At 35.4% G+C, this 26,283-nt stretch carries 20 protein-coding genes; 8 read left to right on the top strand and 12 right to left on the bottom strand.

Going from position 1 to position 26,283, the window contains the following annotated elements; genetic code table 11:
• Window positions 1-660: 660 nt before the first annotated feature.
• Together recJ and argH are read right to left on the bottom strand one after the other, a co-directional pair.
• Complete coding sequence (recJ, locus tag CFE53_RS05355) at window positions 661-2,082, bottom strand: single-stranded-DNA-specific exonuclease RecJ (RefSeq protein ID WP_371677930.1); 1,422 nt, start codon at window positions 2,080-2,082, stop codon at window positions 661-663.
• 211 nt (window positions 2,083-2,293) lie between these two features.
• A complete protein-coding gene (argH, locus tag CFE53_RS05350) occupies window positions 2,294-3,691 on the bottom strand; it encodes an argininosuccinate lyase (protein ID WP_148121172.1) in 1,398 nt (465 codons plus the stop codon).
• 480 nt (window positions 3,692-4,171) lie between these two features.
• On the opposite strand from argH, the gene CFE53_RS05345 reads away from it, so the two are divergent.
• The 4 genes from CFE53_RS05345 to fdhD are packed head-to-tail and all read left to right on the top strand — an operon-like array spanning window position 4,172 to window position 6,202.
• Complete coding sequence (locus tag CFE53_RS05345; RefSeq protein WP_148120826.1) at window positions 4,172-4,447, top strand: DUF2097 family protein; 276 nt, start codon at window positions 4,172-4,174, stop codon at window positions 4,445-4,447.
• 15 nt (window positions 4,448-4,462) lie between these two features.
• Window positions 4,463-5,095, top strand: a complete 633-nt coding sequence (locus tag CFE53_RS05340; RefSeq protein WP_148121171.1) for a cobalt-precorrin-8 methylmutase — start codon at window positions 4,463-4,465, stop codon at window positions 5,093-5,095.
• 10 nt (window positions 5,096-5,105) lie between these two features.
• Window positions 5,106-5,504: a secondary thiamine-phosphate synthase enzyme YjbQ gene (locus CFE53_RS05335; RefSeq protein ID WP_148120825.1), complete on the top strand. Its 399-nt coding sequence runs from the start codon at window positions 5,106-5,108 to the stop codon at window positions 5,502-5,504.
• A gap of 2 nt (window positions 5,505-5,506) precedes the next feature.
• Window positions 5,507-6,202, top strand: a complete 696-nt coding sequence (gene fdhD, locus CFE53_RS05330; RefSeq protein ID WP_148120824.1) for a formate dehydrogenase accessory sulfurtransferase FdhD — start codon at window positions 5,507-5,509, stop codon at window positions 6,200-6,202.
• Here the strand turns inward: fdhD and CFE53_RS05325 are convergent.
• Window positions 6,192-6,395, bottom strand: a complete 204-nt coding sequence (locus CFE53_RS05325) for a hypothetical protein (RefSeq protein WP_148120823.1) — start codon at window positions 6,393-6,395, stop codon at window positions 6,192-6,194. The genes fdhD and CFE53_RS05325 overlap by 11 nt on opposite strands.
• A gap of 99 nt (window positions 6,396-6,494) precedes the next feature.
• On the opposite strand from CFE53_RS05325, the gene bioB reads away from it, so the two are divergent.
• Entirely contained in the window at window positions 6,495-7,466 is a 972-nt protein-coding gene (bioB, locus tag CFE53_RS05320) for a biotin synthase BioB (RefSeq protein ID WP_148120822.1), read from the top strand.
• Window positions 7,460-8,248, top strand: a complete 789-nt coding sequence (gene larE, locus CFE53_RS05315; RefSeq protein WP_148120821.1) for an ATP-dependent sacrificial sulfur transferase LarE — start codon at window positions 7,460-7,462, stop codon at window positions 8,246-8,248. The genes bioB and larE overlap by 7 nt, the downstream gene beginning before the upstream one ends.
• 271 nt (window positions 8,249-8,519) lie before the next feature.
• On the opposite strand, the gene CFE53_RS05310 is transcribed toward larE, so the two are convergent.
• Both CFE53_RS05310 and CFE53_RS05305 read right to left on the bottom strand, forming a co-directional pair.
• Complete coding sequence (locus tag CFE53_RS05310; RefSeq protein ID WP_148120820.1) at window positions 8,520-9,743, bottom strand: NAD(P)-binding protein; 1,224 nt, start codon at window positions 9,741-9,743, stop codon at window positions 8,520-8,522.
• A gap of 525 nt (window positions 9,744-10,268) precedes the next feature.
• The gene (locus tag CFE53_RS05305; protein ID WP_148120819.1) at window positions 10,269-11,498 is read right to left on the bottom strand and encodes a proteasome-activating nucleotidase; all 1,230 of its coding nucleotides are present in this window, start codon (window positions 11,496-11,498) and stop codon (window positions 10,269-10,271) included.
• Window positions 11,499-11,625: 127 nt separating this feature from the next.
• Here CFE53_RS05305 and CFE53_RS05300 point away from each other — a divergent pair, with 127 nt between their 5' ends.
• Window positions 11,626-12,105, top strand: coding sequence for a multiprotein bridging factor aMBF1 (locus CFE53_RS05300; RefSeq protein WP_148120818.1), 480 nt, complete (start codon window positions 11,626-11,628; stop codon window positions 12,103-12,105).
• 850 nt (window positions 12,106-12,955) lie between these two features.
• On the opposite strand, the gene CFE53_RS05295 is transcribed toward CFE53_RS05300, so the two are convergent.
• On the bottom strand, window positions 12,956-14,374 hold the full coding sequence (locus CFE53_RS05295; protein ID WP_148120817.1) for a TrkH family potassium uptake protein: 1,419 nt from the start codon (window positions 14,372-14,374) through the stop codon (window positions 12,956-12,958).
• A gap of 437 nt (window positions 14,375-14,811) precedes the next feature.
• Here CFE53_RS05295 and CFE53_RS05290 point away from each other — a divergent pair, with 437 nt between their 5' ends.
• Window positions 14,812-15,771, top strand: a complete 960-nt coding sequence (locus CFE53_RS05290) for a 2-phosphoglycerate kinase (RefSeq protein ID WP_148120816.1) — start codon at window positions 14,812-14,814, stop codon at window positions 15,769-15,771.
• Between the two features lie 465 nt (window positions 15,772-16,236).
• Here the strand turns inward: CFE53_RS05290 and CFE53_RS05285 are convergent, their stop codons facing one another.
• From CFE53_RS05285 to CFE53_RS05260, 6 genes are all read right to left on the bottom strand, one after another.
• On the bottom strand, window positions 16,237-20,559 hold the full coding sequence (locus CFE53_RS05285; protein ID WP_148120815.1) for a DNA-directed DNA polymerase II large subunit: 4,323 nt from the start codon (window positions 20,557-20,559) through the stop codon (window positions 16,237-16,239).
• A 120-nt stretch (window positions 20,560-20,679) separates the two neighbouring features.
• Window positions 20,680-21,828 carry an oligosaccharide repeat unit polymerase family protein gene (locus tag CFE53_RS05280; protein ID WP_148120814.1) on the bottom strand — a complete coding sequence of 383 codons (1,149 nt, stop codon included), beginning with the start codon at window positions 21,826-21,828 and terminating at the stop codon, window positions 20,680-20,682.
• 1,056 nt (window positions 21,829-22,884) lie between these two features.
• The gene (locus CFE53_RS05275) at window positions 22,885-23,664 is read right to left on the bottom strand and encodes a TrmB family transcriptional regulator sugar-binding domain-containing protein (RefSeq protein ID WP_148120813.1); all 780 of its coding nucleotides are present in this window, start codon (window positions 23,662-23,664) and stop codon (window positions 22,885-22,887) included.
• Between the two features lie 11 nt (window positions 23,665-23,675).
• The gene (locus CFE53_RS05270) at window positions 23,676-24,626 is read right to left on the bottom strand and encodes a transketolase family protein (protein ID WP_148120812.1); all 951 of its coding nucleotides are present in this window, start codon (window positions 24,624-24,626) and stop codon (window positions 23,676-23,678) included.
• Between the two features lie 11 nt (window positions 24,627-24,637).
• Entirely contained in the window at window positions 24,638-25,300 is a 663-nt protein-coding gene (gene rpe / locus CFE53_RS05265) for a ribulose-phosphate 3-epimerase (RefSeq protein WP_148120811.1), read from the bottom strand.
• A gap of 95 nt (window positions 25,301-25,395) precedes the next feature.
• Entirely contained in the window at window positions 25,396-26,232 is an 837-nt protein-coding gene (locus CFE53_RS05260; RefSeq protein ID WP_148120810.1) for a transketolase, read from the bottom strand.
• Between the last annotated feature and the right edge of the window lie 51 nt (window positions 26,233-26,283).

Here is a 26,283-nt window from a genome sequence, read left to right as displayed (position 1 = left end):
GGATGCACCTAAACAGGGAGTGGTGAGATTCTAGTGAATAAGGTTATTTACATGATGAGCTATTTTTAAAATAAAAATACAGAGTGTTTCTATTTTATTACTACTTTTATTTTTTACTTGCATTTAAAAATTATAGTAATAATAAAATAATGTAAAAAACCTTAAAAAGGAGAATTAATAGAATCTTGTTCTACTCTTTTAGTATTCAATATAAACCAGAGGATGAAAGCCATATTTTAGTTTTAACATAATTCTTTTTTAGACAGTCGAATTTTTAATATTTTTTATTTTTTTTAATTCTCCGATAATTATTATTTTAATATAAAAAATTATGAACAAAATTTTTGTTAAATAATATAAAAATTAATAAATTAAGAAACAATTTAGTGTTATAGTGTTTAGAATAAAATAAATAAAGGGCAATTTTTACCTGTAAGCACTTAACAGTTTTATTAAAGACTTAATTTTCTACATTAAATTGTATTATTTTCATTTTGAATATAAATATTTATATAAATTAATAAAAAATGCTCCCCATATATAATTAATAACAGTCCTATTAAGGAGAATTTACTACATCCTATAAAGTGTTTAAGGGTTATTTCCAAGAAAAGCATTATCTTTTGTTTGATAAATTAACGAAACAGGAATAAATAATAATTAAAGTCTATCCTCTATATACTTTATAAAGTCCTCTTTATAGGGGATATAGGCACCACAGGCGAATCTGTGTCCTCCTCCACTACCTCCTACCTTCATAGAGGCATAACTTACAGCATCTGCAAGGTTGATGTTTTCGGCAAAGGTTAATAATTTTGGACATCTCGCAGATATCTTATATCCGTTCTCTCCTTCCTTTATAGCGAAGATAGGTTTTTTCCAATCTACATCCTCGATGGAATAACTCATCCCTGCTACAATACCTACTATACCTTCTTCTATTTTTCCTCTTTCTATTTCAAAGTACTGGAATTTATCTCTCTGTATAATTTCTACATTCTCCCTTATATACTTCAAAGCCTTAAATAGGTTCTTCTTATGTCTATTCAGCATATACAACATTCTACTGTAGTACCTCCCTCTATCTCCTTTCAGTACCTCTAAAGGTGTTTTATAATCTCCATACCTGGAGCAGGCGTTTATACATGTTGAGAACTCCTCTAAGTTTCTCAAGGGTGTCATTATCATCTCGCCACTAAATTCATAACTCATTCCAAAGATTACCTTAGGAAGGTACTTTATCCAAGATAGAGGAACGTACCTATTACACTTACTTAGAAATTCACTTCCAATGGCCCTCTTCTCCTCAGTGGATAGACTGCAGATAGGTTCTCTCGGATCTATCTCTAAATTATACTTTCTATTTACCATTTTTATAAAGTTTAATATTCTTGAATCGTTGTTCATTAGATCTGTCCTAACGTCTGTAAAGTACCTCATAGAGACAAACATAGGTCTGGTATGTTTACCGTAGAATTGAAGATCTGGAAATTCAACAATATCTCCTCTTACTTTAGCATCTTCCAATATCCCTCTGTTCAACCCTACGAAACCACCTCCTAAGTTCTGAATGTCCCCTACTGCACCTAATATGGCATACTTTGCTAGATCTGTATAGTTAGGGTTGCACATTTTGGCGAATTTATAGGCCACTCCTGCTCCACAGATCTCCTTTCCTCCATCTAAGTTGTCATTCCAGGGATTTACATGGATTATATTATCAGGGATCTTACAATAGGCAGGTATGTGATGATCTAGTATAACAATACTGTGATCCCTACTATCCCAAATGTCGTACTCTCTAATCTTCTCATTTATAAGGTTGATCTGCCCACTACCTAGATCTGCAAAGATTACTAAGTTGTATTCTTTAAAGGGAATGCTCTCAATAGTCTCCCTGTTAAGTTGTTTCAAAAACCTAAACTCTCCCTCTATTTCCAACCTGTTAAATAACTCCTCTAAGATAGCCCTCGATGTAATACCGTCTGTATCTACATGAGTACATACTAGTATATTTCCATCTTTGTTTTTCATCAATGTTTTAGTGGCCCTCTTTAGTTGAAATTCCATAGAGTTTACCATATATTAACACCTATATTCTATTAAAAGATGATAATTATAAAAATTTTGTAATAAAGTCTTTCATAATTAAAAAAATATTAATTATAACTTCATGGATTTAGTAAAAATAAGTAATATAATTATTATTAAAATAAAAACAACTTTCTATGTAGGATCTTTTTCTGAAAACTTCTAAGTATTTGAATTAAGAATTTATTGGATCTTGCAGGATCTACAACTTCAACAGTCTCTCCTTTACATCCCTGATCTTCTCCATCTTACTGTCTATGTCCCTCTCATAATCCTCTATTTTACTATGGTAGGATCTTATAGCCCTTCTTACCTCTTCAGGGGCTGGACCTCCTATAACCTTTCTTATCTTTACATTCTCCATAGGATCCAATGCCTTCTCTATTTTCTCCCTCTCCAACTTTAAGTTATACCTCCTAAGTACCTCCTCCACAACCTCAACTAAATCCCTTTTCTCCTCTATGGATCTTCTAACAGCCTCTCCTACTATTCCATGGGCAGTTCTAAAGGATATGTTGCACTCCCTTACAAGGGTATCTGCCAACTCCGTTGCAGTAGAGTAGTTACTTTCTGCCAATTCTTTCATCCTCTCCCTATTAACCTTCAGGGTCTTTACCATTCCCTCTACCATCTCTAAAGTATCCAAGATAGTATATACACTATTCCAAAGATGGGGAGTTACCTCCTGCAGATCCCTGTTGTAGGTATTTGGAAGTGCCTTTAAGATGGTGAGTACAGTAATGAGATTTCCATTTAAGGTGGAGAGTTTTGCCCTGGCGATCTCTGCAACATCTGGGTTCTTCTTCTGGGGCATAATGGAAGATGTAGAGGTATAGGTATCTGACAACTCTATAACTCCAAACTCGTAGGTGGAGAAGAGTATCAACTCCTCACATATCTTAGATAAATTTGTTCCAAGGATGGAGAGATCTGCCATAGTCTCTAAGATGAAATCCCTTGTAGAGACGCCGTCCATGGAGTTCTCAATGAGATCGTCAAATCCTAACAACTCCATAGTTCTCCTTCTATCTATATTGAAACCTGTTGTAGCCATGGCTCCACATCCTAAAGGTGAGATATTTATTCTCTTATATGTATCTAGTAATCGTTGGATATCTCTTTCAAGCATGGAGACGTAACTTAGTAGATGGTGTCCGTAGGTTGTAGGTTGGGCATGTTGTAGATGGGTGTATCCTACGAAGAGGGTTTCTATATGTTCCTCTGCCATGGATAGGATAGTTTTCTCCAAGTTTATAAGTTTCTTTAATATAAGAAGTACCTTCTCCCTTAAAGTCATTCTAATATCTGTTGCAACCTGATCGTTTCTACTTCTACCGGTGTGCATCTTCCCTGCAACATCCTCTCCAAGTCTCTTTATAAGTTCGTTTTCGATTACCATATGGATGTCGTCTAAGGAAGGATCTAGATCTAAGGCATCTATTCCCTCTTTAAGTATCTTTATAAGTTCCTCTATTATCTTTCTTCCATCTTCCTCTGGAATAATATTTCTCTCCATCAACATTTTGGTATGGGCTATATCACATAGGATATCACTTTCGAATATCTCTCTGTCGAAGGATAAACTGGTGGTGTACTCCATAACTTTTTCCTCTGTGATGTTGGAGAGACGCCCCCTTCTTAGAATGTTCTTACTCAAGATACCACCTAATAATTTATACTACCTTTTTTCTATATACGGCTAGATCTTATAGTGAAATAATTACTAACTATTCACTTTAAATGGGTAATTATCTATCATACCTTTATTGAAACTATTTTTAATTCTGATTAAAACTTTTTCTGTACTCCCTATGAGGTAATATTAACTTTTATATAATGTTAGATAAATATGTATATTTTTGGTGGAAACTGGAGTAGAATAAAAAAAGAGTAAAAAACTATCTATGAAGGAATTAATCTTTTCTAATAATTTAAGGATTTGTACATAGATAATAATTGAAATTATCTTTCATATTTTACTTAACTATACTATTATCCTCGATATTTATATATATCTTGCAAAAATATTTATAAAATTTAATTTTATTATTATCATAAAACTCTATTAAGGTGAATAATAATGAAGAAAAATATAGAGGTAGTACTTAACAGTGAGGATGAACTCTACAAATACTTAGAGGATATAGAAGAAGGAGACTACTTCGAGGCCTACTTTGCTAGGTACCATGTGGAAGGTGTTGTAGTTTTAAAGGACGAGACATTCTTTAAGTTAGATACAAAGAGGGAATTCTTAGGTATTATAGACTTTGAACTTACCAGCGTACTCCCTGACTTGATAGAGGTTGCATACACAAAGTCTGATGGTATAAGGAGGGTTTTAAAGTTAATAGAGTAAGGTGGATAGATGTTCATGGGTGCAATCAGTAGGGATGGGTTGGATGTTGCAAGGAGATCCAGGGAGATAGTTAGGGAGAAGATAAGGGAGGTACTGGGAGAAGATATAGAGAGATACTCAGAGTGGGAGATGAGAATAATTGAGAGGGTAGTCCATGCCACTGCAGATATGGAGTATGCAAAACTTATAAGGTTCAAAAACCATCCTATAGAGAGGGGGATAGAAGGTATAAGGAATAACTGTCCCATGGTAGTGGATGTGGAGATGGTTAAGGTAGGTATAAGATATGACAATATATTTTCATTTATAGATGATGAGAGGGTTTATGAGATCGCCAAGGAGGAGGGAATTACAAGGGCTGCTGCTGCCATGAGGGTGGCAAAACCTTACATTGATAGAGGTATCGTTGTAGTTGGTAATGCACCTACTGCACTCTTCGAGGTTGTTAGATTGATAGAGGAGGAAGGAGTTGAGCCGAGACTTGTAATAGGGGTTCCTGTGGGGTTTGTTAAGGCAGGTGAATCTAAGGAGTTGCTACGTAGTATAGATGTTCCCTCTATAACCACTGAAGGGCCTAAAGGGGGCACTCCTGTTGCAGTATCTATAGCTAACGGTATAGTGGAGTTAAGTAGAGGGAGGGAAGTTTAACAGTGATACTATGTTGAAGGAGTACGTTATAAAAACTAGCAAGAGGGAGGAGTTTATAGATATTACAGGGTATGTGCTCCAATCTGTAAGGGAGTCCAAGGTGAAGGATGGAATCGTTGTGGTATATACACCTCATACCACTGCAGCACTGACGATAAACGAAAATGCAGATCCATCAGTTAAGGAGGATATCTTAGGGTTTCTAAGGAGGATGATACCTAAGGATGGTCCCTATACCCATGTTGAGGGCAACTCAGACGCCCATATAAAAAGTTCCCTCCTAGGAGTTTCCCTACATCTCATAGTATCCAATGGAAAGTTACTTCTTGGAACCTGGCAGGGGATATTCTTCTGTGAATTCGACGGACCCAGGACTAGGAGATTCTACGTTAAGGTTGTAGGAGAGTAGTTATGATAAAAAAGTTGGATGTTTTGATATGGAGGGGAAGTCCAGAGATTACAGAGGATTACCTATGTGTTGAAAGGGATTACAATATATACATAAATGAGAAAAAGATAGCAGAGGGGATTTCTGCATCTCCTGAGTATTTGAGGGAGTTAGGGGTGGGATACACTGTTTCCCAGGGATATTTAAAGGAAAAGGACGTTAAAAACGCCTATGTAGAGGATAACAAAATAGTGGTAGAGGGCCAGATAGATAGGGAAAATGACAACAACAGGGTTGTAAAAGAGATTAAACTACCTCTAAGTACTATCTTGAAGGTTATGAAGGACATGTTAAAAGATAAAAAGACATGGGAATTAACTGGGGGTACTCATTGGGCATCTATTTACACCTTAGAGGGGGAGAGGATCCTCTCCATCGAGGACATAGGGAGGCACAACGCAGTGGATAAGGTGATAGGCTACTGTGTGCTAAGGGGTATAGATCTAAGGGATAAGATCCTCGTATCCAGTGGTAGGCAGACATACATGATGGTAAATAAAGGAGTAAATGCAGGGATACCTGTGATTATATCAAAATCTCCTCCTATGGATAGAGGGGTAGAACTTGCAAGAAGAAGCAATTTAATCCTTATAGGATTTGCCAGAGGGGATAGATTTACAGTATATAGTGGTTATGACAGAATACTCTTTAAGGAGTAGATTCTATTTTGCTGAGTATTATCTTTATATCTGTTTTCCTAGTAATATCCTCTTCCCTTTCCAGTAGTTCCTTTAATCTCCTTTTTAGGTCTTCAATATCCTTAGATTTCTCTAAAAGTTCTTTAAAAAATTCTATATCTTCAATATAAGGGGCGATGTCTACGAGTAGAGTTTCTTTTGTTTTTTCATCCATAAATATCTCCTTTAATTTTTATAGAAATAAATTATAATAATTATTAATATAAAAATGATCCTAATTTAATGTATTTTTTCATCATTCTCAGGGATGTTTATGGATATAATGAAGTACTATGAAAAAGTAATAAGGGGAAAAATCACTTTCAGAGATATCCTAGATCTTTGGAATGAGGGAGATACCTACGATCTACTGTACTTGGCCTATTCTATTAAGAGATATTATAGTGATAACTCCCTTAAAATAGATCTATGCTCTATAGTTAATGCGAGATCTGGAAGGTGTCCTGAAAACTGTATCTTCTGCTCCCAGTCTATACATCATAATACAGATATAAAAACATACGAATTGAAGCCTAAGGAGGAGATTATAAAATATGCGAAGTATATGGAGAGGTACTGTAATAGATTCTCTATAGTAGTTAGCGGCAGATCTATAGAAGATAGGGATTTTGAGAGGGTGGTAGATACTATAAGGGAGTTGAAGGAGAAGACAGGATTAAAGATCTGTGTATCCCTTGGAATACTGGATAAGGATAAACTGAAAGAGTTAAAGGAATTAGGGGTTAGAATACATAACAATTTAGAAACTTCACGGGATTACTTTGAGAAGGTATGTACTACCCATAGTTATCAAGAGAAGGTAAGAACTATAAGGTATGCAAAAAAATTAGGGTTAGAGGTATGTAGTGGGGGTATATTTGGATTAGGTGAGTCTTATATAGACAGGATAAAGATGTTGGAGGAGTTGAAAAACTTAGATGTAGATAGCGTTGCCCTAAATATACTTCATCCTATAAAGGGTACTAAAATATACCATCTAATAGAAAAGGGAGAGATAAGGGAGATCACACCAGAGGAGGCACTGAAATCCATTGCACTTGGGAAGATATTACTACCAGATAGGGAGATACGTCTATGTGGGGGAAGGTTGTACAAGTTAAAGGATCTTCAATGTCTATCCCTTCTGGCGATTGATGGCCTTATGGTAGGGAACTATTTAACTATACAGGGGCGATCGATAGAGGATGACATAAAGATGATTAAGGATATGGGATTTGTATGTTAATGGAAAAGTTCAGAAGGTTGAAGGAGTACTTTAAGGGAAAAATATCTGTGGTATCCTATTCAGGGGGGATGGACAGTTTGTTAGTTGCTCTTATGAGCAAGCACTACGGAAGATACACCTTAGCCATAACTGTGAATAATGGATTCTTTCCAGAGGATAGTATTAAAAAAAGTGTTGAACTATCTAAAAAATATAGTATAGATCACAAGGTTGTAGATTTTAACTATCTAAAGAACGGTGTAGTTTGTGAGATAAACAGAGATCTGAAGAATAGATGTTATATATGTAAAAGATATATGGCGGAGGTACTTGTAAAGGAGAGGGATAAATTAAGGGATTTTTTTGACAGGGAGGTAATTATAGTAGATGGAACTAACTACGACGATCTATTTGAGGATAGACCAGGGATAAGAGCCTATAGGGAGTACGGTATAAGATCGCCCCTTGCAGAGTTGGAGATAAGAAAAAAAGAGGTTAAGGAAATACTTAGATATTTAAATGTACCAACTCCAAGGGAGGACTCCTGTTTAGCCACAAGAATATTAAATCCTCCTATTACAGAGGAGAGGTTAAAGAGGGTATATGAAGGTGAGAAGTTCTTAGCGTTCTATCTGGGTTTAGAGGGATACTTCAGGGTGAGAGATTTTCACAATATAGCAGTTATTGAGATAAACAGTGAGGAAATACATAAGATAATGGATATCGCCAAGTTTAGGGATATAAGTAAGAGGTTTAAGGAGATAGGGTTTGAGAGGTGTGTTTTAGGGGTGGATAGGGTTTAAAATTAATAAAAATTGATAATTATTATAAATTAAAAAATAATAAAACTTCTAAGAAAAAAAATAAAAATAATTGATAAAAATTGATTAAAACCTTTGACTATGCTTATAGAAGATATACTTTTTTTATTTTTGTTTTTAATTATTTTTATATACTCATTTAATATCTTTTAGTCTTTTTTATTATTTTTATTATTATTTTTTTAATATGGGATTTAGAGTTTTTTATATTTATTTTTATATTTTTAAACTTTATCACTTTAAGAACTTTTTATTAAGATGTCATATCTCTCTTATCCTCTATCCAACTAACCACCTTGGAGACTCCTAAGGCAATACCCTCCACCTCTATCCCTCCCTTCCCTTTAACTCCATCTCCTACAAGGTACAACCTTTTATCCACTATAGGATCTACATCTGTACCATTTGAGGCGTGATTTACTGGGATATCATCTCTAAATGTCTGGATATGGAGTATCTCGTAGTTCTCTATATTGGCGTCCCTGAATAATCCCTCTATATCCTCCAGAACAATATCTATCTCCTTCTTTACATTGTCTTTAACTTGGATGGCGTGAGCCATTATTAAGTTATAGCCCTCCCTTGCAAGAGATCTATCTACGTTAGATGGACAGTTTAAACCACATACCCTCTCGCACTCTGGAGTGAAGAGTACTCCGTTGTGTTTAATCAACTTCTCTTTACAACCTATGGATACCTTTATACCTCTAGAGGGTACAGGTTCTTTATCCTTTATAACCTTTACATTGGATATCTTCTCTGTAAGTTTTGGAGATAGATTGCTTATAACTACATCGAACTCTGAACATCCCTCCTCTGTGTATATATATCCCTTATCCTCATCTATCTCTATCCTCTCAACTTTACACTCAGTAATTATCCTACCTCCATTCTCCAGTATAACCTTAGCAAGTTCATCTATCACTCCCTTACATCCACCTATTGGTATCCCAGGCCCTCCAAACCTGTAATAGTTTTTGGCGATCTCGACGATCTCATCCATAGGGACACTGTAGGCGTCTAAACTTAAAGCCCATCCTGTGAAGGAGTTGCCTACCTTCAATGCCAGTGGTACGTCCTCTAAGAACTCTCCAAAGGATATATTCCTGTCCACTCTACCTAACTTTAAGTTAGTAGCCATCTTTAGACATTTTATCTTATCCTTTAACCCTACTATATTAAATAGATCCTTATATTTGTAGTCCCTCTTACCTATTCTAAAGAGTCCATCTGGATCGGAATTTACAATATCTACCTTACAGCCTGCCTTAGAGAGCAACTGTGCCAAATAACCGTCTGCTCCATGGGGTATCATATGGAGGGCTCCTGTAGTAAGTTGATAGTCCTTATACGGGATATTTGTAAATCTTCCACCTACGTAAGGTAGTTTCTCGTATAAAACTACATGGTTATTCCTAGAAAGTAATGCTCCTGCTAGTAACCCCCCTAATCCTCCACCAACTATACCAATTTGCATACTTTTCCCTTTTATTTTAAATTATAAGAATAATTAACATTAATTATTATTTATAAAAAATTATTTAATAATATAAACGAACTTTTAAAAAGATAATAATAATTATTAAAAATTTATAAAAAATAATTTAAAATCAAAAAATAAAAAATATTTGAAATATTGACCTAATAAAGGATTATTACACAGGTGGAAAAATAAAAAAGGAAGAATTCACTTCGTCCTTATAGAATTCTATTTGATTTTTTAATAACTATCTTTTTTTAATATTTTTATTTTTACATCTTTACTAAGTTATTTATAATTATAAAATCATGAAAATTTTCCTTGCAGGAGGGTTTTTCTCCTCCAAATATTCAGGAATTAAAGTAGAATCATCTTGTTTTATACTCTAAAAATCTATATTTAAGGTAGATGATGGTTTTATTTTTTATTTCGATTATTAATATATTAATTTCTATCAGAGAAGGGCTTTTAAACGAGAATTAGGATTTCAATTACTATTTAAAAAATAAAAAGAAAAATTCTTTAACCGTACATTACGTTAAGTGCTGGAGTGGTTGGACTACTTCCCTTTTTCTTCTTTATCTTTTCCACAGCATTTATGAAGTCCTCCATTGTAACATAGTCTCTATTATCCCTAATTGCAAACATACCAGCCTCTGTACATACTGCCTTTAGGTCTGCACCAACGAACCCTTCTGTCATCTTTGCTATCTTACTTAGATCTACATCATCAGCTAGGTTCATTTTTCTAGTGTGGATCTTCAGTATCTCCAATCTACCCTCCTCTCCTGGAGGTGGTACCTCTATTATTCTATCGAATCTACCAGGTCTTAAGATTGCAGGATCTAATATATCCAGCCTGTTTGTAGCGGCGATGATCTTTACATCTCCTCTGGAGTCGAATCCATCCATTTCTGCAAGGAGTTGCATTAGGGTTCTCTGAACCTCCCTGTCTCCTCCAGTAAGAGCCTCTGTTCTCTTACTTGCTATGGCGTCTATCTCATCTATGAAAATGATAGATGGAGCCTTCTCCTTTGCCAGTTTAAATACATCCTTCACAAGTTTGGCTCCTTCTCCTATAAACTTTTTCACAAGTTCTGATCCTACAACCTTAATAAATGTTGCGTTGGTCTCATGGGCTACAGCCTTTGCAAGGAGTGTTTTACCTGTTCCTGGTGGTCCATAGAGTAGTACTCCCTTAGGTGGTTCTATCCCTACCTTTTCAAAGAGTTCAGGGTGGGTTAATGGGAGTTCAACAACTTCCCTGATCTCTCTTATCTGTTCGTCTAAACCACCGATGTCATCAAAGGATACATTTGGTCTCTCATCTACCTCCATAGCCATGGCTCTGTAATCCTTCTCCCTTGGAAGTACATCTACAATAACGAGAGTCTGCTGGTTTAGACAGACCCTTGCACCAGGTACTATTTCCTCTTCGTCTACGAACTGGGAGATATTTACCAGGAAACTTGGACCTGTAGAACTCTTTACAACAGCCTTCCTCTTTCCCACCCTGTCAGTTACAGTTCCTAATATTAGAGGAGGTATTCTAAGTTTATCTAACTCTCTCTTTAATATCTCGTTCTCCTTCTTTAGTTGGAGATTCTCTCGCTGAAGGTTTTTATTCTCCAGTTCCATCTTCAATATTTTACTCTCTAACTCTGCAATGTAGGTTTTTTCAAATTCCTTTACAGGATCTACGTTGTTCTTTTTCTCTTCAACATCCTCATTATCATAACTTGGAAATACCATATTTATTACCTCCCATGATTATGATAAAAATGATGAGTAATGAATCTAATGACATAATTATTATATCACAATTAAAATATATATATTTTTTTAAATTAATTTATATAGAATTTTAAATGGTGGTTCTATGCAGTGCGAACTATGTGGTAGGGATGTAAATAAACTTGTACCTGTAAGGGTGGAAGGTGTAGAGATGATGGTATGCAGTGATTGTGCCAAGTACGGTGTAACTCTAAAGACTTACTCGAGAATACCTAAATTAGGGAAAAAGAGCATTCCAAGGAGTGGTGGGAGTAGTAGGAGGATATATAGACCTAAGAGGGATGTATTCGACACAATAAAAACCATTGTGGAAGATTACGGTGAGATCATAAGGGAGGCTCGAATAAAGAAGGGCATGAGCATAGAGGAGTTGGCACGTAAGGTAGGTATAAAGGTATCAACACTTCATAAAATTGAAAGTGGCCAGTTGGAACCTGAGGAGAAGTATATAAGGAGGCTCGAAAAGGAGTTGAATATAAGCCTCTATGAGGAAGGTGGTGAGGAGTGCAGTAATCAGGGATCTAGGGATTTTACCTTAGGAGACTTCATAAAGGTGAGGAGGTAGTAAATCATTAACTATACTTAAGATGATTTTATATTAAATTTAATATTATAATAATTTTTATTAAAATTAAAAAACTCTTATAAATACATATCTTTTCCAAAAGTATCTAAAGTATTTGTAATAAAAAGACGAAATTCTCTTTGACAAAGTTCCTATCATAAATTGAAATGAGATCAGTATTATCTCTAAGAGAGGTATATCAAAAGATATGTATACCTCTATCTATTCTGATTTTAATTATTATTAAAATTATTGTTATATTATAATTAACTTAGTTCCCATCAGTAGTGATTAAAAGAAGAATGAAAATAACCAATATAAAAATTATTAAATACCATTAGGATCTTTCCGAACCCTTAGATAAGATAAAAAATCATATTCTGATATCCACTAATATTGGAAGGTGTACAGAGAACCATTCCCTTCCAATCTTCTTTTTAAAATGTTATATCTGAGACTATAGAAGTTTTTATTTTAAAACCTTTTCTTTATTTTTATCTTCTTATTATTTTTATAATTATTTTTATTTTTATTACCTTAGTTCCCATCAAAGTAACGATTTAAATAATTAAAAATAAGAATAATAAAAAAAAAGACAAAGAAAATATTTAAAATACAATACTTTATAATAAAAATTAATAATAGCCAACCTGTTAGCAAGGATCTACTCCACTCCATAGAGTATCTTAGAGCACCCTAGGAGATTATCTTTTATTTATTCTGATTTTATATCATCCTTTTATACTTTTTATAATTATTGTTATCCTTATCAGAGTTTTTTGATGGGAATTGGGATTATTTTTATTATTCTCTAAATTATCCTTTTGATGGGAAGTGGGGTTATACATTATTAATTTTTGATAGTAGTTATATAAGATTTTATTTTTCTAAATAAGTAGAGTATAAGAACATATACAGGGATAAACTCCAGTCTCCCTACCCACATCATAAAGATACCCACCACCTTTCCTAGGGAACTCATGGAGTGATTTACAACATTTACAGATAGTCCCATATTGGCAACTAAGGAGACTCCTTCAAAGAGTGATTTAAAGGGAGAATAACCTAAGGATATCAAGATCCCGGTAGTTATCCCGTAGTGTATTAAGTACGCAAAACCTACAACAGAGGCATCAACAACGAGATCCTGGGATAACAGGTTTTTTCCTATCTTTTTACATATAAGTACATTGGGAGAAAGTAAAGCCCTCTGAAGGTGGTAGTAGAAACTTTTCAGCACAACTATAACCCTTATAAGTTTTATACCTCCTGTTGTGGTTCCAGTGGATCCTCCTACCATCATAAGGAGTACTATTACAAAAAGGGATAGATCGCTTAAATTGGGAATACTTACAGTGGAATAACCGGTACTGGTCATGGCAGAGACTACTGTAAAAAGGGCGTCTATAAAGTCAATACCTGAGGAGAGCATAACTACAAGGGAGGCAATTAGTACTATGGAGATACCTACCTTACTCTGGATATCGTCTATCCACCTACCAGTTAGTATCTTATGGTGTACAGCAAAGGAGATTATCCCTCCCACCATCATTATAGAGATCATCACAACCTTCGCCAAGGTATTGTATGGAAAACTGGAGTTCTTTATACTCATCCCCCCAGTTGAGATTCCACACATACATAGATTTATGGCGTCCCATACTGGTAGTCCTGTAAGGTATAGGAGACTTATTCCAATTAATGTATAGAGGATATAGATCTGCCATATCTTCCTGGCGGTGTTGATAGTACTTGGAAGGATCTTCTCCTCTCTTGCTTCAGCCCTGTAGTAGGCAGAGATACCAGTTTTTGAGAGTATGGAGATCACCATTACAAGGACTCCAATACCTCCGATCCACTGCTCCAAACTCCTCCAGAACTGTAATGTACGAGGGAGTGCCTCAACATCCTCTATAAGTGTGAAACCTGTAGTGGTCCAGGCAGACATACTTTCGAATACTCCGTCCAAGTAGGAGAAGTAAGGTATCCCCAAGTAAAAAGGTATAGCCCCAATTAACGATGCTAAAAGCCAGGCCAAGGCCGATATTACCATAGCATGTTTTAATTTAATATTTACAGGCTCTGTAAATTTGTATATAAGGATACCAGTTAAGGTGGTTAAAAGGGAGGGATATAGGAAGTACCATACAGGTTCTTTATAGCACCATCCTACAACAGTTGGAATAAACATTACAATGCCAATAAATGTAATGAGTACACCTAACTCGTGTACTATACCTATAACATCCCTCCCCTTGAAAATCTTCATATTTTCAACCAGATATGCTAGGTTTGTAGTAAAAAAATATGCTAACTATTGTATGTTATATGCAAAATTTAAGATTGTAAATAAACTTTTCTCCAAAATCTCCCTAAAATATGGATATTTAAAATAATATGAAAATTTTCTAAGGGTTACTTAAAACCTAAGAAAAAAGAGTGGAGGTTGAGTCATTATCTCCTCCTTATAAATATGTTATAATCTATTACTTTGAATTGTTAAAATAAATATAGATTCTGTAATAAAATCCTGATGATCGATACCTTTCTCTAGTGTTTCAAGTATAATAACTTTCTAACTGTTTTTCAATATTTTTTATTTTTAATACTACAATTAATAAAATATTAATAATTATTTTTTAATAATTATAAATTTAATTTTATTTAATTTATTTTTTACAGCAAATATTATGGAGAGTGGAGTCCATGGATCTCAAGAAGATAACTAACAAAATAATTGTAAAAGGTAAAAATTACGATATGCCATTTTCCAAGGGAGTTCTTGCCAGGTCCTTAACTGCAGCAGGAATGAAACCAAGTGAGGCATACAATATAGCAAAAGAAATTGAAAAGATGCTAAATGAGAGAGGTATAGATACTATCACTAAGGACGAAATAAGGAAAATAGTGTATGAATATCTAATATCTAAAAACTATGAAAGTATTGCGGAGAAGTATCTACTATGGAGGAGAATACTAAAGAAACATCCTATAATAATACTCATAGGAGGAGCCAGTGGTGTGGGTACGTCCACAATAGCCTTTGAGTTGGCATCGAGGTTGGGAATTCCCAGTGTTATAGGTACAGATTCCATCAGAGAGGTGATGAGAAGAAGTATATCTAAGGATCTAGTACCTATGTTGTATGAGTCTTCTTATACAGCATGGAAGGCCTTAAGGATCCCTTCAGAGGTTAACAACGAAGATATTCATATCTTAGGATTTGAGAGACATGTAGAGTTAGTTTTAGTTGGAGTAGAGAGTGTAATAGATAGAAGTCTAAAAGAGGGATTGAGTGTTATAATTGAAGGAACCCACATTATTCCAGGATTTATGGAGGAGAAGTATACAAAGATGCCAAATATAATAACCTTAATCTTAACCCTTAGTTCCGAGAAGATGCACAAGGAGAGATTTGCAGCAAGGGCAAAAATTACATCGAGGCCTATGGAGAGATATCTTAAACACTTCGAGATAATAAGGAAGATAAATGACTACATCGTAAAAAAGGCATATGAGTACAATGTTCCAGTTATAGAGAATATATCTATAAGTGAAAGTGTGGAGAAATGTCTAGAGGTTATAACTGAAAGATTTATATATTTAGATAAAAAAGAATGTGAAGTAAATAGGGAGGCAATAACAGGAAATAATAAAGTTCTTTAATACTTTAAATAAGGTTTTAGGGATTTTTAAGTATTTTTTCTACTCTATAATGATGTTATAGGGAGATTTTAATATTATTTTTGTAGATTCAGCACACAATATTAGGTTTCTGTCTTTTCTATTTTTTAGTGTACAATACATCAACAAACATAAAAAGTAATAAATCTGATGATCTCTCCTGAACTACCGAAGTACTGGAGAAATAGCGGATTTCCTTTAAAACTTTTTTCTTAAAAAATTTTTTATTTTTTTATTTTTTTTAAAGTATTTTAAATATTATTATAATAAAATAAAATTTAATAAAAATTTTTCAAAAGATAATTTAATATCTAAATAAATAAAACAAAAAGAGTAAAACCCGGTAATTATTCTCCTCAAAAAGTTTCTAAACATTAAGAGAAAAGGGGAGATCCTGATAATTTATTTTATTTTTACTGTCAAAAAGAAAAATAGTATTTAAAAATTTCACTGTCCCTTAAAGAAGTGATCTATCTGTATCTGTTTTTTTCTCTCATTTTTAAATAGGTTGTCTATACTTTCCCTAATCAACTCCAATCTCTGTTTTATATAGTTATTTGCGTTGTAATCTTGAGCCATCTTCTGAGAGACGTCCATATACTTTTCAACAGCACCCTTAGACACTGTAAGTATCAACTTACTACCACACTTAGGACACACTCCTTTTAGAGGTATCCTTCTATACTTTGCACCACATTTACACCTTACTCCCTGTCGTGAAAATGCCTTTAGGTTTCCAATGAGATCTGGGATAAAGTGGGATTGTATTACCTTCTCCGCTACATCCCTCTCATCGGCGGCTCTTATCTTCTTTGCAACTTTCAACTGGGCTTCAGTCTTTTCAAGCATGGTGTCTAAGGTCTTGTATGTACAAACCATAGGGCCGTTATCTATTCTACTTGTTTCATGAGTATAACCAAGTCCCTCGTACTGGGCTGGAGTGCCAAGTCTATCCTCCACAGTCTCTATGAGATCCTTAATCTCCTTTGGAGAGGGCATGTCAAGGGATCTCTCGTAGAACTCCAATGGGTACTCCCATACAACATCCATGTTATGGACTTCTCCATCTACCTCCTTTGGATCTAAGATTGTGGTTAATACTAAAGGTGCATCCATCTGTCCTCCTCTCTTCTCAGGAAGATAAACCTTGGAGAAGTTTAGGAAGGCATCTAAGAGTAGGAATATACTATCTTCGTCTCCATCGCACTGGTGGGTAAGTATGTTGGAGTTTACAATGATATTGTGATACTTCTTGGCTTTTAGGGAATAGACGTATCCATTATATTTTAGTATGTCTATACTCTCAACTTTTAGTATCCAGTTGAGGTTATTCTCTTCTTTACTGTTGTGTATCTTTTCGATATCCTCGTTTTTTAGAAGGAGTCCTTCACCATCCTCCAAGAAGGTACCTAGGATATTAAACTTTGAATTTAATAGGGTGTCTATATCCTCCAGGAGATCCCTATTACCCTTTAATATTACCCCTTCCTTACCTTTCCCCCCTGAAACTTTAAGGTAGGTTGTAATAAATGTCTTAATACTTTCTTTTGGTAATTCATATACAAAGGATGGTAATCTACCCTTTTCTACTTCCAATACTTTAAACAATTCTTTTATATTCTGATCAATGTAAGATATTGTATCCTCCTCTGATCCCAAGAAATACCCTAACAACTCCATCAAGTGATCTATATCTACATCCTTAAAAACCTCTGGTATCTCCTCTCCAAAGTTATCCAACTTTGGAACAAGTACAAGATCCCCCTCTTTTACCTCCATCCCCCTCTTCTCTACAAATCTATCATTCTCTTTATCGTATACAATTACAGGATGATCCGGCGTAGTTTTAAAGGATCTTCCACCTTCGAGGTTTATACTTACTAGGTGATTTGGAGAGTGTATCTTTAATACCTCCTCTATCTCTGTAAGTACTACTTTCCTATTTACTGTATCGAAGGAGTACACCTGGATCCTAATATTGTCCCTTGGAGATCTTCTAATATATGCCCCGTTCTCGTAGCACTCCCCACTTTCATCGTATAGGTTAAATAACTCCTCTATCTCTATCCTCTTCACCTTACCCTCTATATTAACCAACACCTTAGTATCCCCTGGGAAGCAGTTCCTCCTCTTGGAGGCGTGGAAGTAGGGATGTGCATAACCTACATTTGCATCACAGTATCCGATAATTCTTCCCACCATTCCTGCAGAGGTATGAGGTGCCATTCCAACTACCAAGTGCCCTATTAGATCCTCCTTACTCTTTACGTTGTAGAATCTCTCTACCTTGTATACCTTCTCAAGTAGATCGTCTATGAATTTGGCAGCACTTACAAAGTACTCTGCACAGGCTGTTGGGATAACTATATCCTGTACCTTCAACTCCACTATCTGATCCTCCCTCTCCAGTGGATTGCCGTAGATGTCCTTAGTATAACCTAACTCTCTCAACTTCTCCACAGAGACGTTTATCTCACAGGGTTTAAAGTGAGTTAATGGTACATCTGTACAGTCGAACCTTAAGGTACCGTCTTTAAACACATACACCTTATTTATGGCTCTCAGTATCCCCTTCTCAAGAGGTTCAACTATCTTCCTCTTAGAGGTCATCCCTTTAATACACTTAACATCTCCAGCCTTATTTAATCTAAGGTTCTCCAGTGCCTTTTTCCAGTACTCCTTCAGTGGAGCCTCTATCCTCTTAGGACCAGAGAGATCTACAGGAGTTCCACAGAAGGGACACTTTCTATATAGACTTATCCTTCCACAGTTTGGACACTCCCCATAGGACACCTCTACAATATCTGTCTTCCCCTCATCAACAGCCTTGTTGATCAGTCTAACGTTTCCCCCCGCATTACCTATTGGGAAGAGGCTATTTACTGGAGGTTTCATCTTCCTAGGTGCAGCCTTTTCAGGCCTTCCCATACGGGCTCCTATATAGACGTATGCCTTTCTTCTGATCTCGAAAGGTGCAAGGAGGTTTATAAGATGCATACTATTTTTAGATTTTTCCATTAACTCCTGGATATCCCCTATTAGATCCCTTCTATTCTCTACGTCGTACCCCAAGGAGTAGAGTAGTGGATAGTAATCCTCTATCTCGATGTATCTCTCCCCACCTTCTCTAACAACCCTATGACAACATCCAATTAACTCCAATACCCTCTTACCTCTATCTCTCTCTTTATAGGGCACAATCCAGAGATCTTTAGATCCCTTTATCTTTACATCCCCCTTAAGTAGGAAATCCCTAAGGAGTACTATATCCTCCTTGGATACCTCATGCCAGTAGTAGGTAAATCTTGGATGTAGAGGTGTCTTAGTCCTTATTGCAAACTTCACTGCATTCTTATGATCTGGGTTTTTTATGAAATCTTCACTGTACTCTATACCCTTGGATATAAGGATCTTCTCGTACCACTCCTCGCACCAACTACTTGGAAGTATAGGATGGTTGTTTTCAAGGAAGTCCCCATAATTTACAAGGATATCTCCTAAGAACAATATCTCCTCCACCTGATCCCTGTACTTTATAGCGTCCTCTACAGTGTTTATCTGTATCACATCTCCATTTTTAAGTTTTACAATAGGGCCCTCTATACTATCCACTGGAACTACACAGGTTGCCTTTCCAGGCCTTTCAGTCTTCAACTGGGTACCTATAGCCATAAACTCATCCACTAAGTACATAAGGGCAGGGTGGAAGCCATCAGTTGCAAACCCTGTATTTCTACTTCTCCCGTATCTTAATCTGAACCCTCCAGATCTAGATGGGTGGGCAAAGACTGGCCTACCAGCAATAACCTCCCCTATGTACTTTGTAATAGGCTCTATCTCCACATCTTCGTATAATCTCTCCTTAGGATCTTTAACTACCTTATTATCCTCCTTTTCTTCCTCTTTATTCTCCTCCTCCTTCTTCCCCTTCAACTCCTTTAACCACTCCCATCCCTCAATACCTAACTTATCTACATGTCTAAGGATCTTAGGAGCCTTTAAGAGAACCCCCTCTACAAGTACAAGGAGAGCCCCTCCTCTTAATTGATTCGTCTCCACCCTCTCTAAATCCCTATGCCCACTGACCTCCACATCATCTGTAGCCTCTCCAGTAATCTCAATAGGTATGTTCCTAACTGCAGTCCTTATCTCCTCGGCACTTGGAGAGTACTGGAACGATCCCACTTCAGACTGATAGAGATCCACCTCCTCTACATATCTCTCTATCTCATCCTCAGTTGGGATGTATCTACTTAATCCCAATGCCTTCCTAACGTAATCCCCAACAAGTACTGCCAACGCCTGTGCAGTCCCCCCTGCACTTCTAATAGGCCCTGCGAAGTATATAGCCAAGTACTCACTACCATCCTTATTCTTCTTTATCTTCACATGGGCGATACCCTCCAAGGGAGCGGCGACTATACCCTCTGTTAGTATAGCCAGGGCAGTTCTTATAGCCTGTTCTGCCAACTTCTCCTTAGATTCTTCCTTTCCAAATTTACCCTCTACTATCTCCTTTGCTATCTCCAGTGCAGCGGGCTCCTTACCGTACTCATTTACCAACTCCCTGATCCTACTGGCTACTCCCTTTGGACCTACCAGCCCCTCTACCCTATCAGCCATATCCTTTGCCAGTGGTATTTCTACATGATCTACAGGATCGTAACCTTTTCTTCTACACTCCTCTGCTATCTCGTATATCCTCTTTACCTCCCTTAAGATCCTCTCAAAATAGGATTCCATCTCCTTGGAGGCCTTTACATGAAACATAGTCTCACTTATTTTTTGTGTAAATTTTAGTTAAAAAGATAAAAGGATTGGGAGTTTTAATAGTTTTTTATATAAAAATTATTATCAATAAATAATAATAAACTCTACAACTTTTAATATTTATTCCTTTTTTATAAGAATATCAATAGGATTTTTAACCTTAAAATACAATCTGTATTTCTTTATTAAAATATAAACACATAATAAAAACCCAAAGATGTAATACAATATCACATCTAAATCCAAAATACCTGTTTCAATAGCCACTAATAGATAGGAAAGCATTACAGCGTAAACTCCCAAGTATATTCCTTTAAAACTTTCGGCAATTCTGTAGAGGAATCCCATAAATATGCCTAATATTCCGAAGTATGGGACGATACCTAATATTCCATAGTCTCCAATTACTCCTCCAAATATTGTTGGAGTTATGGTAACACCTTGGATACCTAAAGTATTGGCCACAACAGTTCTTGGACCTGGAGCCATTCCAAAGTAGGAGTATATGGCACAGTATATTAAATACCCGTTAAATACACCGTTGAAGTTATGGACTATTATATCCAATACGCTCATTGTTAGATCCATTCTCGACAGTAAGGGAATACCTCCACTACCTAATATCTTCAGTTTAATTATAGAAAGAAGTAGTAGTAGGATAAATATCCCAGAGGCAAATAGTAGCAACTCTCTATTTTTTATTCTGTTGGTATAGTATAGGACAAAAAGGGTAGACATTAAAAGTACTACTACACTGGTCCTATATCCTAGGAGCATTACAACACTTGAAAAGATTAGGGAGTATATTATTGCCCTTATTTTATCCAGGGACAAATTAGAGGCCACCACTATAGCCCATCCTAAGATTAAGAGACGGGACAACATAGTGTAGAAAGGACTTAAAAACTTTTTAGAGGTTAGATCAAATAGAGGCACACCTCCTGCCCAGAGGATATCTAAAACTAAAAAGAATAACCCTATAATCATTAGCGTTAAACCGAAGATATAGTGTTTTAAGTAGTTTATTTTATGTCTATTTTTACTTTTTGAGATTTGCAGATTAGTTTCATTCAATAGACTGTCTAATTCTAAGATGCTATAAAGTCTTTTACCAACTACAAAAGAGATATAAAACACTAGGGCACTGAAAAGTACTAAGATACCAGTATAGTAGGATACGCTGGTAAGTACTATAAATATAGAGGTTAGTATTAAAAATAGATGGTGTCCTTCTAATTTATTATTGATATATTCTCTTTTCCATATCATGATAATCCTTGTTGTAATTATCTAATTTAGATTTTTAATAGTGTAGTTATAATAATATTTATTACCTTAGTTCCCATCAGTAGTGATTAAAAGAACAATGAAAATGATAATTATTATAATCAAAAATCATCGATAATGAAATAATCAATAAATTCTGATAAGAATAATTATAATAAAAGTAATAAAAAGAAAATATTAAAATTAAATAAAAGATAATCTCTCCTGGGATACTCTAAGATACTAAATGGAAGTGGAGTAGATCCTCCCTAACAGTCTGCTATTATTAATGCCCTACTTCCCATCAAAGTGATAATTACTTGTTTATCCAGTATCCAATATTATTATTTTTTATTATTATTCTTCTTAATTATTTTTTATTATTCTTCTTACAATCTTGATGGGAACCAGGGTAATATTAAATATCCTTAGGATATTTCCGAACCCTTAGTTAAGATAGGAGATCTTATTCTGAATTCCTATATAGGAGATCTTCAGAGGATCATTCTTCTTCAATCTTCTTTTTAAATTTTTTGTATCTAGGATAATAGAAGTCTTCTGTTTTTTAAAACATTTTTTTATTTTTTTTATTTTTTATAATTATTTTTTACTATTTTTTAAACTATTCTTATGATGGGAACTAGGGTAATATTATTATAGGGAGTTTTTCCTCTTTCCAAACCAGAAGATATTGGGATTTTATGTATTATTCATTACATTACTTCAAAATTTTTTAACTTTAAAAATAATAATTAAAAATTAAAATTAAAATAAACATTATAATTATAATTAAAATATAGTTAAAAACTTTTTTATATTAGTCTTATTTTTCTCTGAAATACCTCTAAAACACTTTAAAAAGGAGTAAAACTTCTATCATAGATAAGGAGTCTGTCTATTATTTATAAATATTTTTTGCTGGGTCGATAAAACCTTAATAGAAATTACTCTTCTTTTCAAGTACCCAGATCTCCTATGAACACATTTTTTTAAATTATAATTAATTGATTTTTATTGATTATTAAAGTATTATAATAAACAGGAAAAATTGTTAAGATTTTATTTTAAAGTTATTACTTGATTATCTAAGGTTATATTTCTAGGTAATTCATTTAAGGTCTCATTTACTACTAAATACACTGTTATTTTAGACGTAAGTATTTTTTTAGGGTCTATTATACTGTCGTAGATCTCTAGGTTATCTATAATATATTTCCCCCCTATTGTTAATCCATTATCTAAAAAGTATAATTTTACATCATACATATTATTCATATCTTCTATCTTATTTCTAATATACTGTTGTTCAGTAGGAGTGTAGGTTTTTGAATCTACAGCAAAAATCCCCGAGACATAAGTCTCAAGTATAGTAATATTCAAATCCTTATAGGAGTCAATACTGTTTTCTATTTTGTCCTTTACATCCTTGAAGGAATACCCCTCAACAGGATCCATTTTATAGGATATAATTGTGTTCCCTAAAGGTTTTAAAACGATTTTCTCGGCAGCTATGTCCTCCTTATAAGCCATCCTTCCTCCAATACTTATAGATCGATTATTGTATATCCCATAAAGAGTTCCACCACAGGCTCTAACTATGAGTACTGTATCGTTAAATTCCTCTCCAGTACTAGTCCATTTACCGTAGATATCTGCATAAAGAGGAAAACCCTTAGATAGGATCTTTTCAGAGATCCATGCACATTTGTACATCTGATCTCCATCAAAGTGGTAGGTACTATCTGATGATGAAGACAGAAATTTATATACCAGAGCTCCAGAGGTTATTAGGATAGACAATATCACTAATATCTCGAGGATACCGATTTTCAACCTCATTAAAATCACTTTTATCTTCTAAGTTCTTCCACTATCCTTCTATATATACTCTCTCCATCTAACCCGTAGTACCTCAGTAGATCTGTAGCACTTCCAGATATACCGAATACATCCCTTATACCTATCCTTAAAAGTCTCTTATTTAAGCCATGATCTACAATTACTTCACCTATTGCACTTCCCAATCCCCCTATGATGTTGTGATCCTCTATAGATACTATGAAATCATTTGTAGAATTAACTATCATCTCCTCGTCTATAGGCTTAATCGTAGCCATAGATATCAGTTGGGCATCTATTCCATCCTCTTTTAGCAGTTCCAACGCCTTTATAGCCTCAGGTACCATCTCTCCCGTGGCTATAATCGTCAGATCTGAACCATCCTCTAATATTCTACCCTTTCCAAATTGGAATTTAGCATCTTCCTCACTGGAGAATACAGTTTCAGTATCTCTCCGCGGCATCCTTACATAGACTGGTCCCTCGTTCCTTGCACACCACTCTATTACACTCTTCGTTTCATAGTAATCTGTCGGAGATATAACTCTCATATTTGGGATACATCTCATTATAGCAATATCTTCAGTCATCTGATGGGTTGCTCCATCTTCCCCCACAGTTATACCACTGTGGGTTGCAACGATCTTTACATTTAGATTTGGATATGCTATAGAGTTCCTTATCTGCTCCCATGCCCTCCCAGTTGCAAACATGGCGAAGGTAGAGGCAAATACTACCTTCCCAGTTCTGGCAAGTCCAGCAGCCATGCCCATCATATTCTGCTCTGCAACACCTGCGTTGAAGAATCTATCTGGGAATGCCTTTGCAAACATGACAGTTTTTGTAGATCCAGAGAGATCTGCATCTAGAACTACAAGATTTGGAAGTTCTTTCCCTAACTTCACTAACGTCTCTCCATAGGCGGTTCTCATACCCTTTTTTTCACCTAGTTTGTACCTCATAACTTCACCCTTTACTGTTGTCTAAATTTCACTGCCTCCCTTAGTTTTCTAACAGCCTCTCCTACATCACCATAATTGAATATTGCTGAGGCGGAGATAAGTACATCTGCACCTGCCTCCACCACCTTTGGAGCGGTTTCTAAATTTATACCTCCATCTACAAAGATCTGAACGTTATGTCCTTCTTTATCTATAAGTTTTCTTAATTTCTCAATCTTCCTGAGCATCTGAGGTATAAACTTCTGTCCTGCGAACCCAGGTTCCACAGTCATTACAAGTACTCCATAAACCTCATCTAAGATGTACTCGATACTGTTTATAGGTGTTGAGGGATTGAGAGCCACTATAGGTTTGGAACCCTTCTCCTTTATTAGGTTTATAGTCCTGAAGGGAAATCTACAGGTCTCTATATGGAAAGAGATCATATCCACATCCTCTGCAAGAATAGGTATAAACATATTTGGATTTTCCACCATAAGATGGACCTCAGTAGGTAGGGAAGTTATATTTTTTACATACTTGGCTATCCCTATACCCATACTGATGTTAGGTACAAAATGTCCATCCATCATATCTATATGGATGAAATCTACACCAGCCTTCTCTACCTTTTTAACCTCTTCCTTTAGATATCCATAGTTTGCAGAGAGTATAGAGGCTCCTATCTTTACCATACTTTCTCCTTTTTATTTTACTAAAAAATTTTAATAATTTAATAATATTATTATTTAAAAATATTTAATAATATTATTATTTAAAAATAGATAACTTAAGAGAGTTCCTTAAGTGCCCTCTCCAACTGTTCCTCATTTGGAGCCTTACCGTGGAAGCCAACGTTATTCTCCATAAAGGAAACTCCTTTACCTTTGATAGTATTTGCTATAATCATCTTAGGTCTGCCGTTCTTTAAGGACTTCGCAGTATTGACAGTATCTATTATCTCTTTAAAGTTATGCCCATCTATCTCAAATACATCCCACCCAAAGGCTTTAAATTTCTCCTTTATATCTCCCAAGCACATAACATCCTCAGTACAGCCGTCTATCTGGAGTCTATTTCTATCTACAAACCCTATTAAGTTATCGAGTTTGTAGTGATAACCTGCCATCGCAGCCTCCCATACCTGCCCCTCCTGACACTCTCCATCTCCCAGGAGGACGTAGACGGTGTTATTTAGTTTATCTAATTTACATCCCAAAGCCATCCCTACAGCCACTGAGAAGCCCTGTCCTAAAGATCCTGTACTGGCCTCAACCCCTGGGATATTTATAGAGGGATGTCCCTGAAGTAGGGCGCCAACTTTCCTCAACTTCCACAGTTCCTCCTTATCGAAGTATCCCAACTCTGCAAGAACAGCATATAGTGCAGGACAGGCGTGCCCTTTACTTAATACAAATATGTCTCTGTCTTTTTTATCTGGGTTCTTTGGATCATGATTCATTATTCTGTAGTACAGCGCCACTATAATGTCAGTTGCAGATAAAGAACCACCAGGATGGCCAGATTTGGCCAGTCCTATCATCTTTACGATGTTATATCTTATCTTTTTGGCTATTCTTTCTAACTCCTCTAAATCCGTGTTTTTAATATAGGGGTTATCACTCATAGGGTTTTCACCTTTTGACAACTTTATTTCTAAAAAAGGTTTATTGTATTG

It is taken from the genome of Methanofervidicoccus sp. A16, from assembly GCF_003351865.1.
Lineage (GTDB): Archaea > AGJL01 > Methanococci > Methanococcales > Methanococcaceae > Methanofervidicoccus.
The sequence above is the reverse complement of the archived record's forward strand: the minus strand, read 5'-3'. Positions and strand labels throughout refer to the sequence as shown.

Bases quoted from the DNA above. Each gene is read 5' to 3' on its own strand.
- recJ (WP_371677930.1), bottom strand. From the start codon at position 2,082: ATGGTAAACTCTATGGAATTTCAACTAAAGAGGGCCACTAAAACATTG.
- argH (WP_148121172.1), bottom strand. From the start codon at position 3,691: ATGGAGTACACCACCAGTTTATCCTTCGACAGAGAGATATTCGAAAGT.
- CFE53_RS05345 (WP_148120826.1), top strand. From the start codon at position 4,172: ATGAAGAAAAATATAGAGGTAGTACTTAACAGTGAGGATGAACTCTAC.
- CFE53_RS05340 (WP_148121171.1), top strand. From the start codon at position 4,463: ATGGGTGCAATCAGTAGGGATGGGTTGGATGTTGCAAGGAGATCCAGG.
- CFE53_RS05335 (WP_148120825.1), top strand. From the start codon at position 5,106: ATGTTGAAGGAGTACGTTATAAAAACTAGCAAGAGGGAGGAGTTTATA.
- fdhD (WP_148120824.1), top strand. From the start codon at position 5,507: ATGATAAAAAAGTTGGATGTTTTGATATGGAGGGGAAGTCCAGAGATT.
- CFE53_RS05325 (WP_148120823.1), bottom strand. From the start codon at position 6,395: ATGGATGAAAAAACAAAAGAAACTCTACTCGTAGACATCGCCCCTTAT.
- bioB (WP_148120822.1), top strand. From the start codon at position 6,495: ATGGATATAATGAAGTACTATGAAAAAGTAATAAGGGGAAAAATCACT.
- larE (WP_148120821.1), top strand. From the start codon at position 7,460: ATGTTAATGGAAAAGTTCAGAAGGTTGAAGGAGTACTTTAAGGGAAAA.
- CFE53_RS05310 (WP_148120820.1), bottom strand. From the start codon at position 9,743: ATGCAAATTGGTATAGTTGGTGGAGGATTAGGGGGGTTACTAGCAGGA.
- CFE53_RS05305 (WP_148120819.1), bottom strand. From the start codon at position 11,498: ATGGTATTTCCAAGTTATGATAATGAGGATGTTGAAGAGAAAAAGAAC.
- CFE53_RS05300 (WP_148120818.1), top strand. From the start codon at position 11,626: ATGCAGTGCGAACTATGTGGTAGGGATGTAAATAAACTTGTACCTGTA.
- CFE53_RS05295 (WP_148120817.1), bottom strand. From the start codon at position 14,374: ATGAAGATTTTCAAGGGGAGGGATGTTATAGGTATAGTACACGAGTTA.
- CFE53_RS05290 (WP_148120816.1), top strand. From the start codon at position 14,812: ATGGATCTCAAGAAGATAACTAACAAAATAATTGTAAAAGGTAAAAAT.
- CFE53_RS05285 (WP_148120815.1), bottom strand. From the start codon at position 20,559: ATGTTTCATGTAAAGGCCTCCAAGGAGATGGAATCCTATTTTGAGAGG.
- CFE53_RS05280 (WP_148120814.1), bottom strand. From the start codon at position 21,828: ATGATATGGAAAAGAGAATATATCAATAATAAATTAGAAGGACACCAT.
- CFE53_RS05275 (WP_148120813.1), bottom strand. From the start codon at position 23,664: ATGAGGTTGAAAATCGGTATCCTCGAGATATTAGTGATATTGTCTATC.
- CFE53_RS05270 (WP_148120812.1), bottom strand. From the start codon at position 24,626: ATGAGGTACAAACTAGGTGAAAAAAAGGGTATGAGAACCGCCTATGGA.
- rpe (WP_148120811.1), bottom strand. From the start codon at position 25,300: ATGGTAAAGATAGGAGCCTCTATACTCTCTGCAAACTATGGATATCTA.
- CFE53_RS05260 (WP_148120810.1), bottom strand. From the start codon at position 26,232: ATGAGTGATAACCCCTATATTAAAAACACGGATTTAGAGGAGTTAGAA.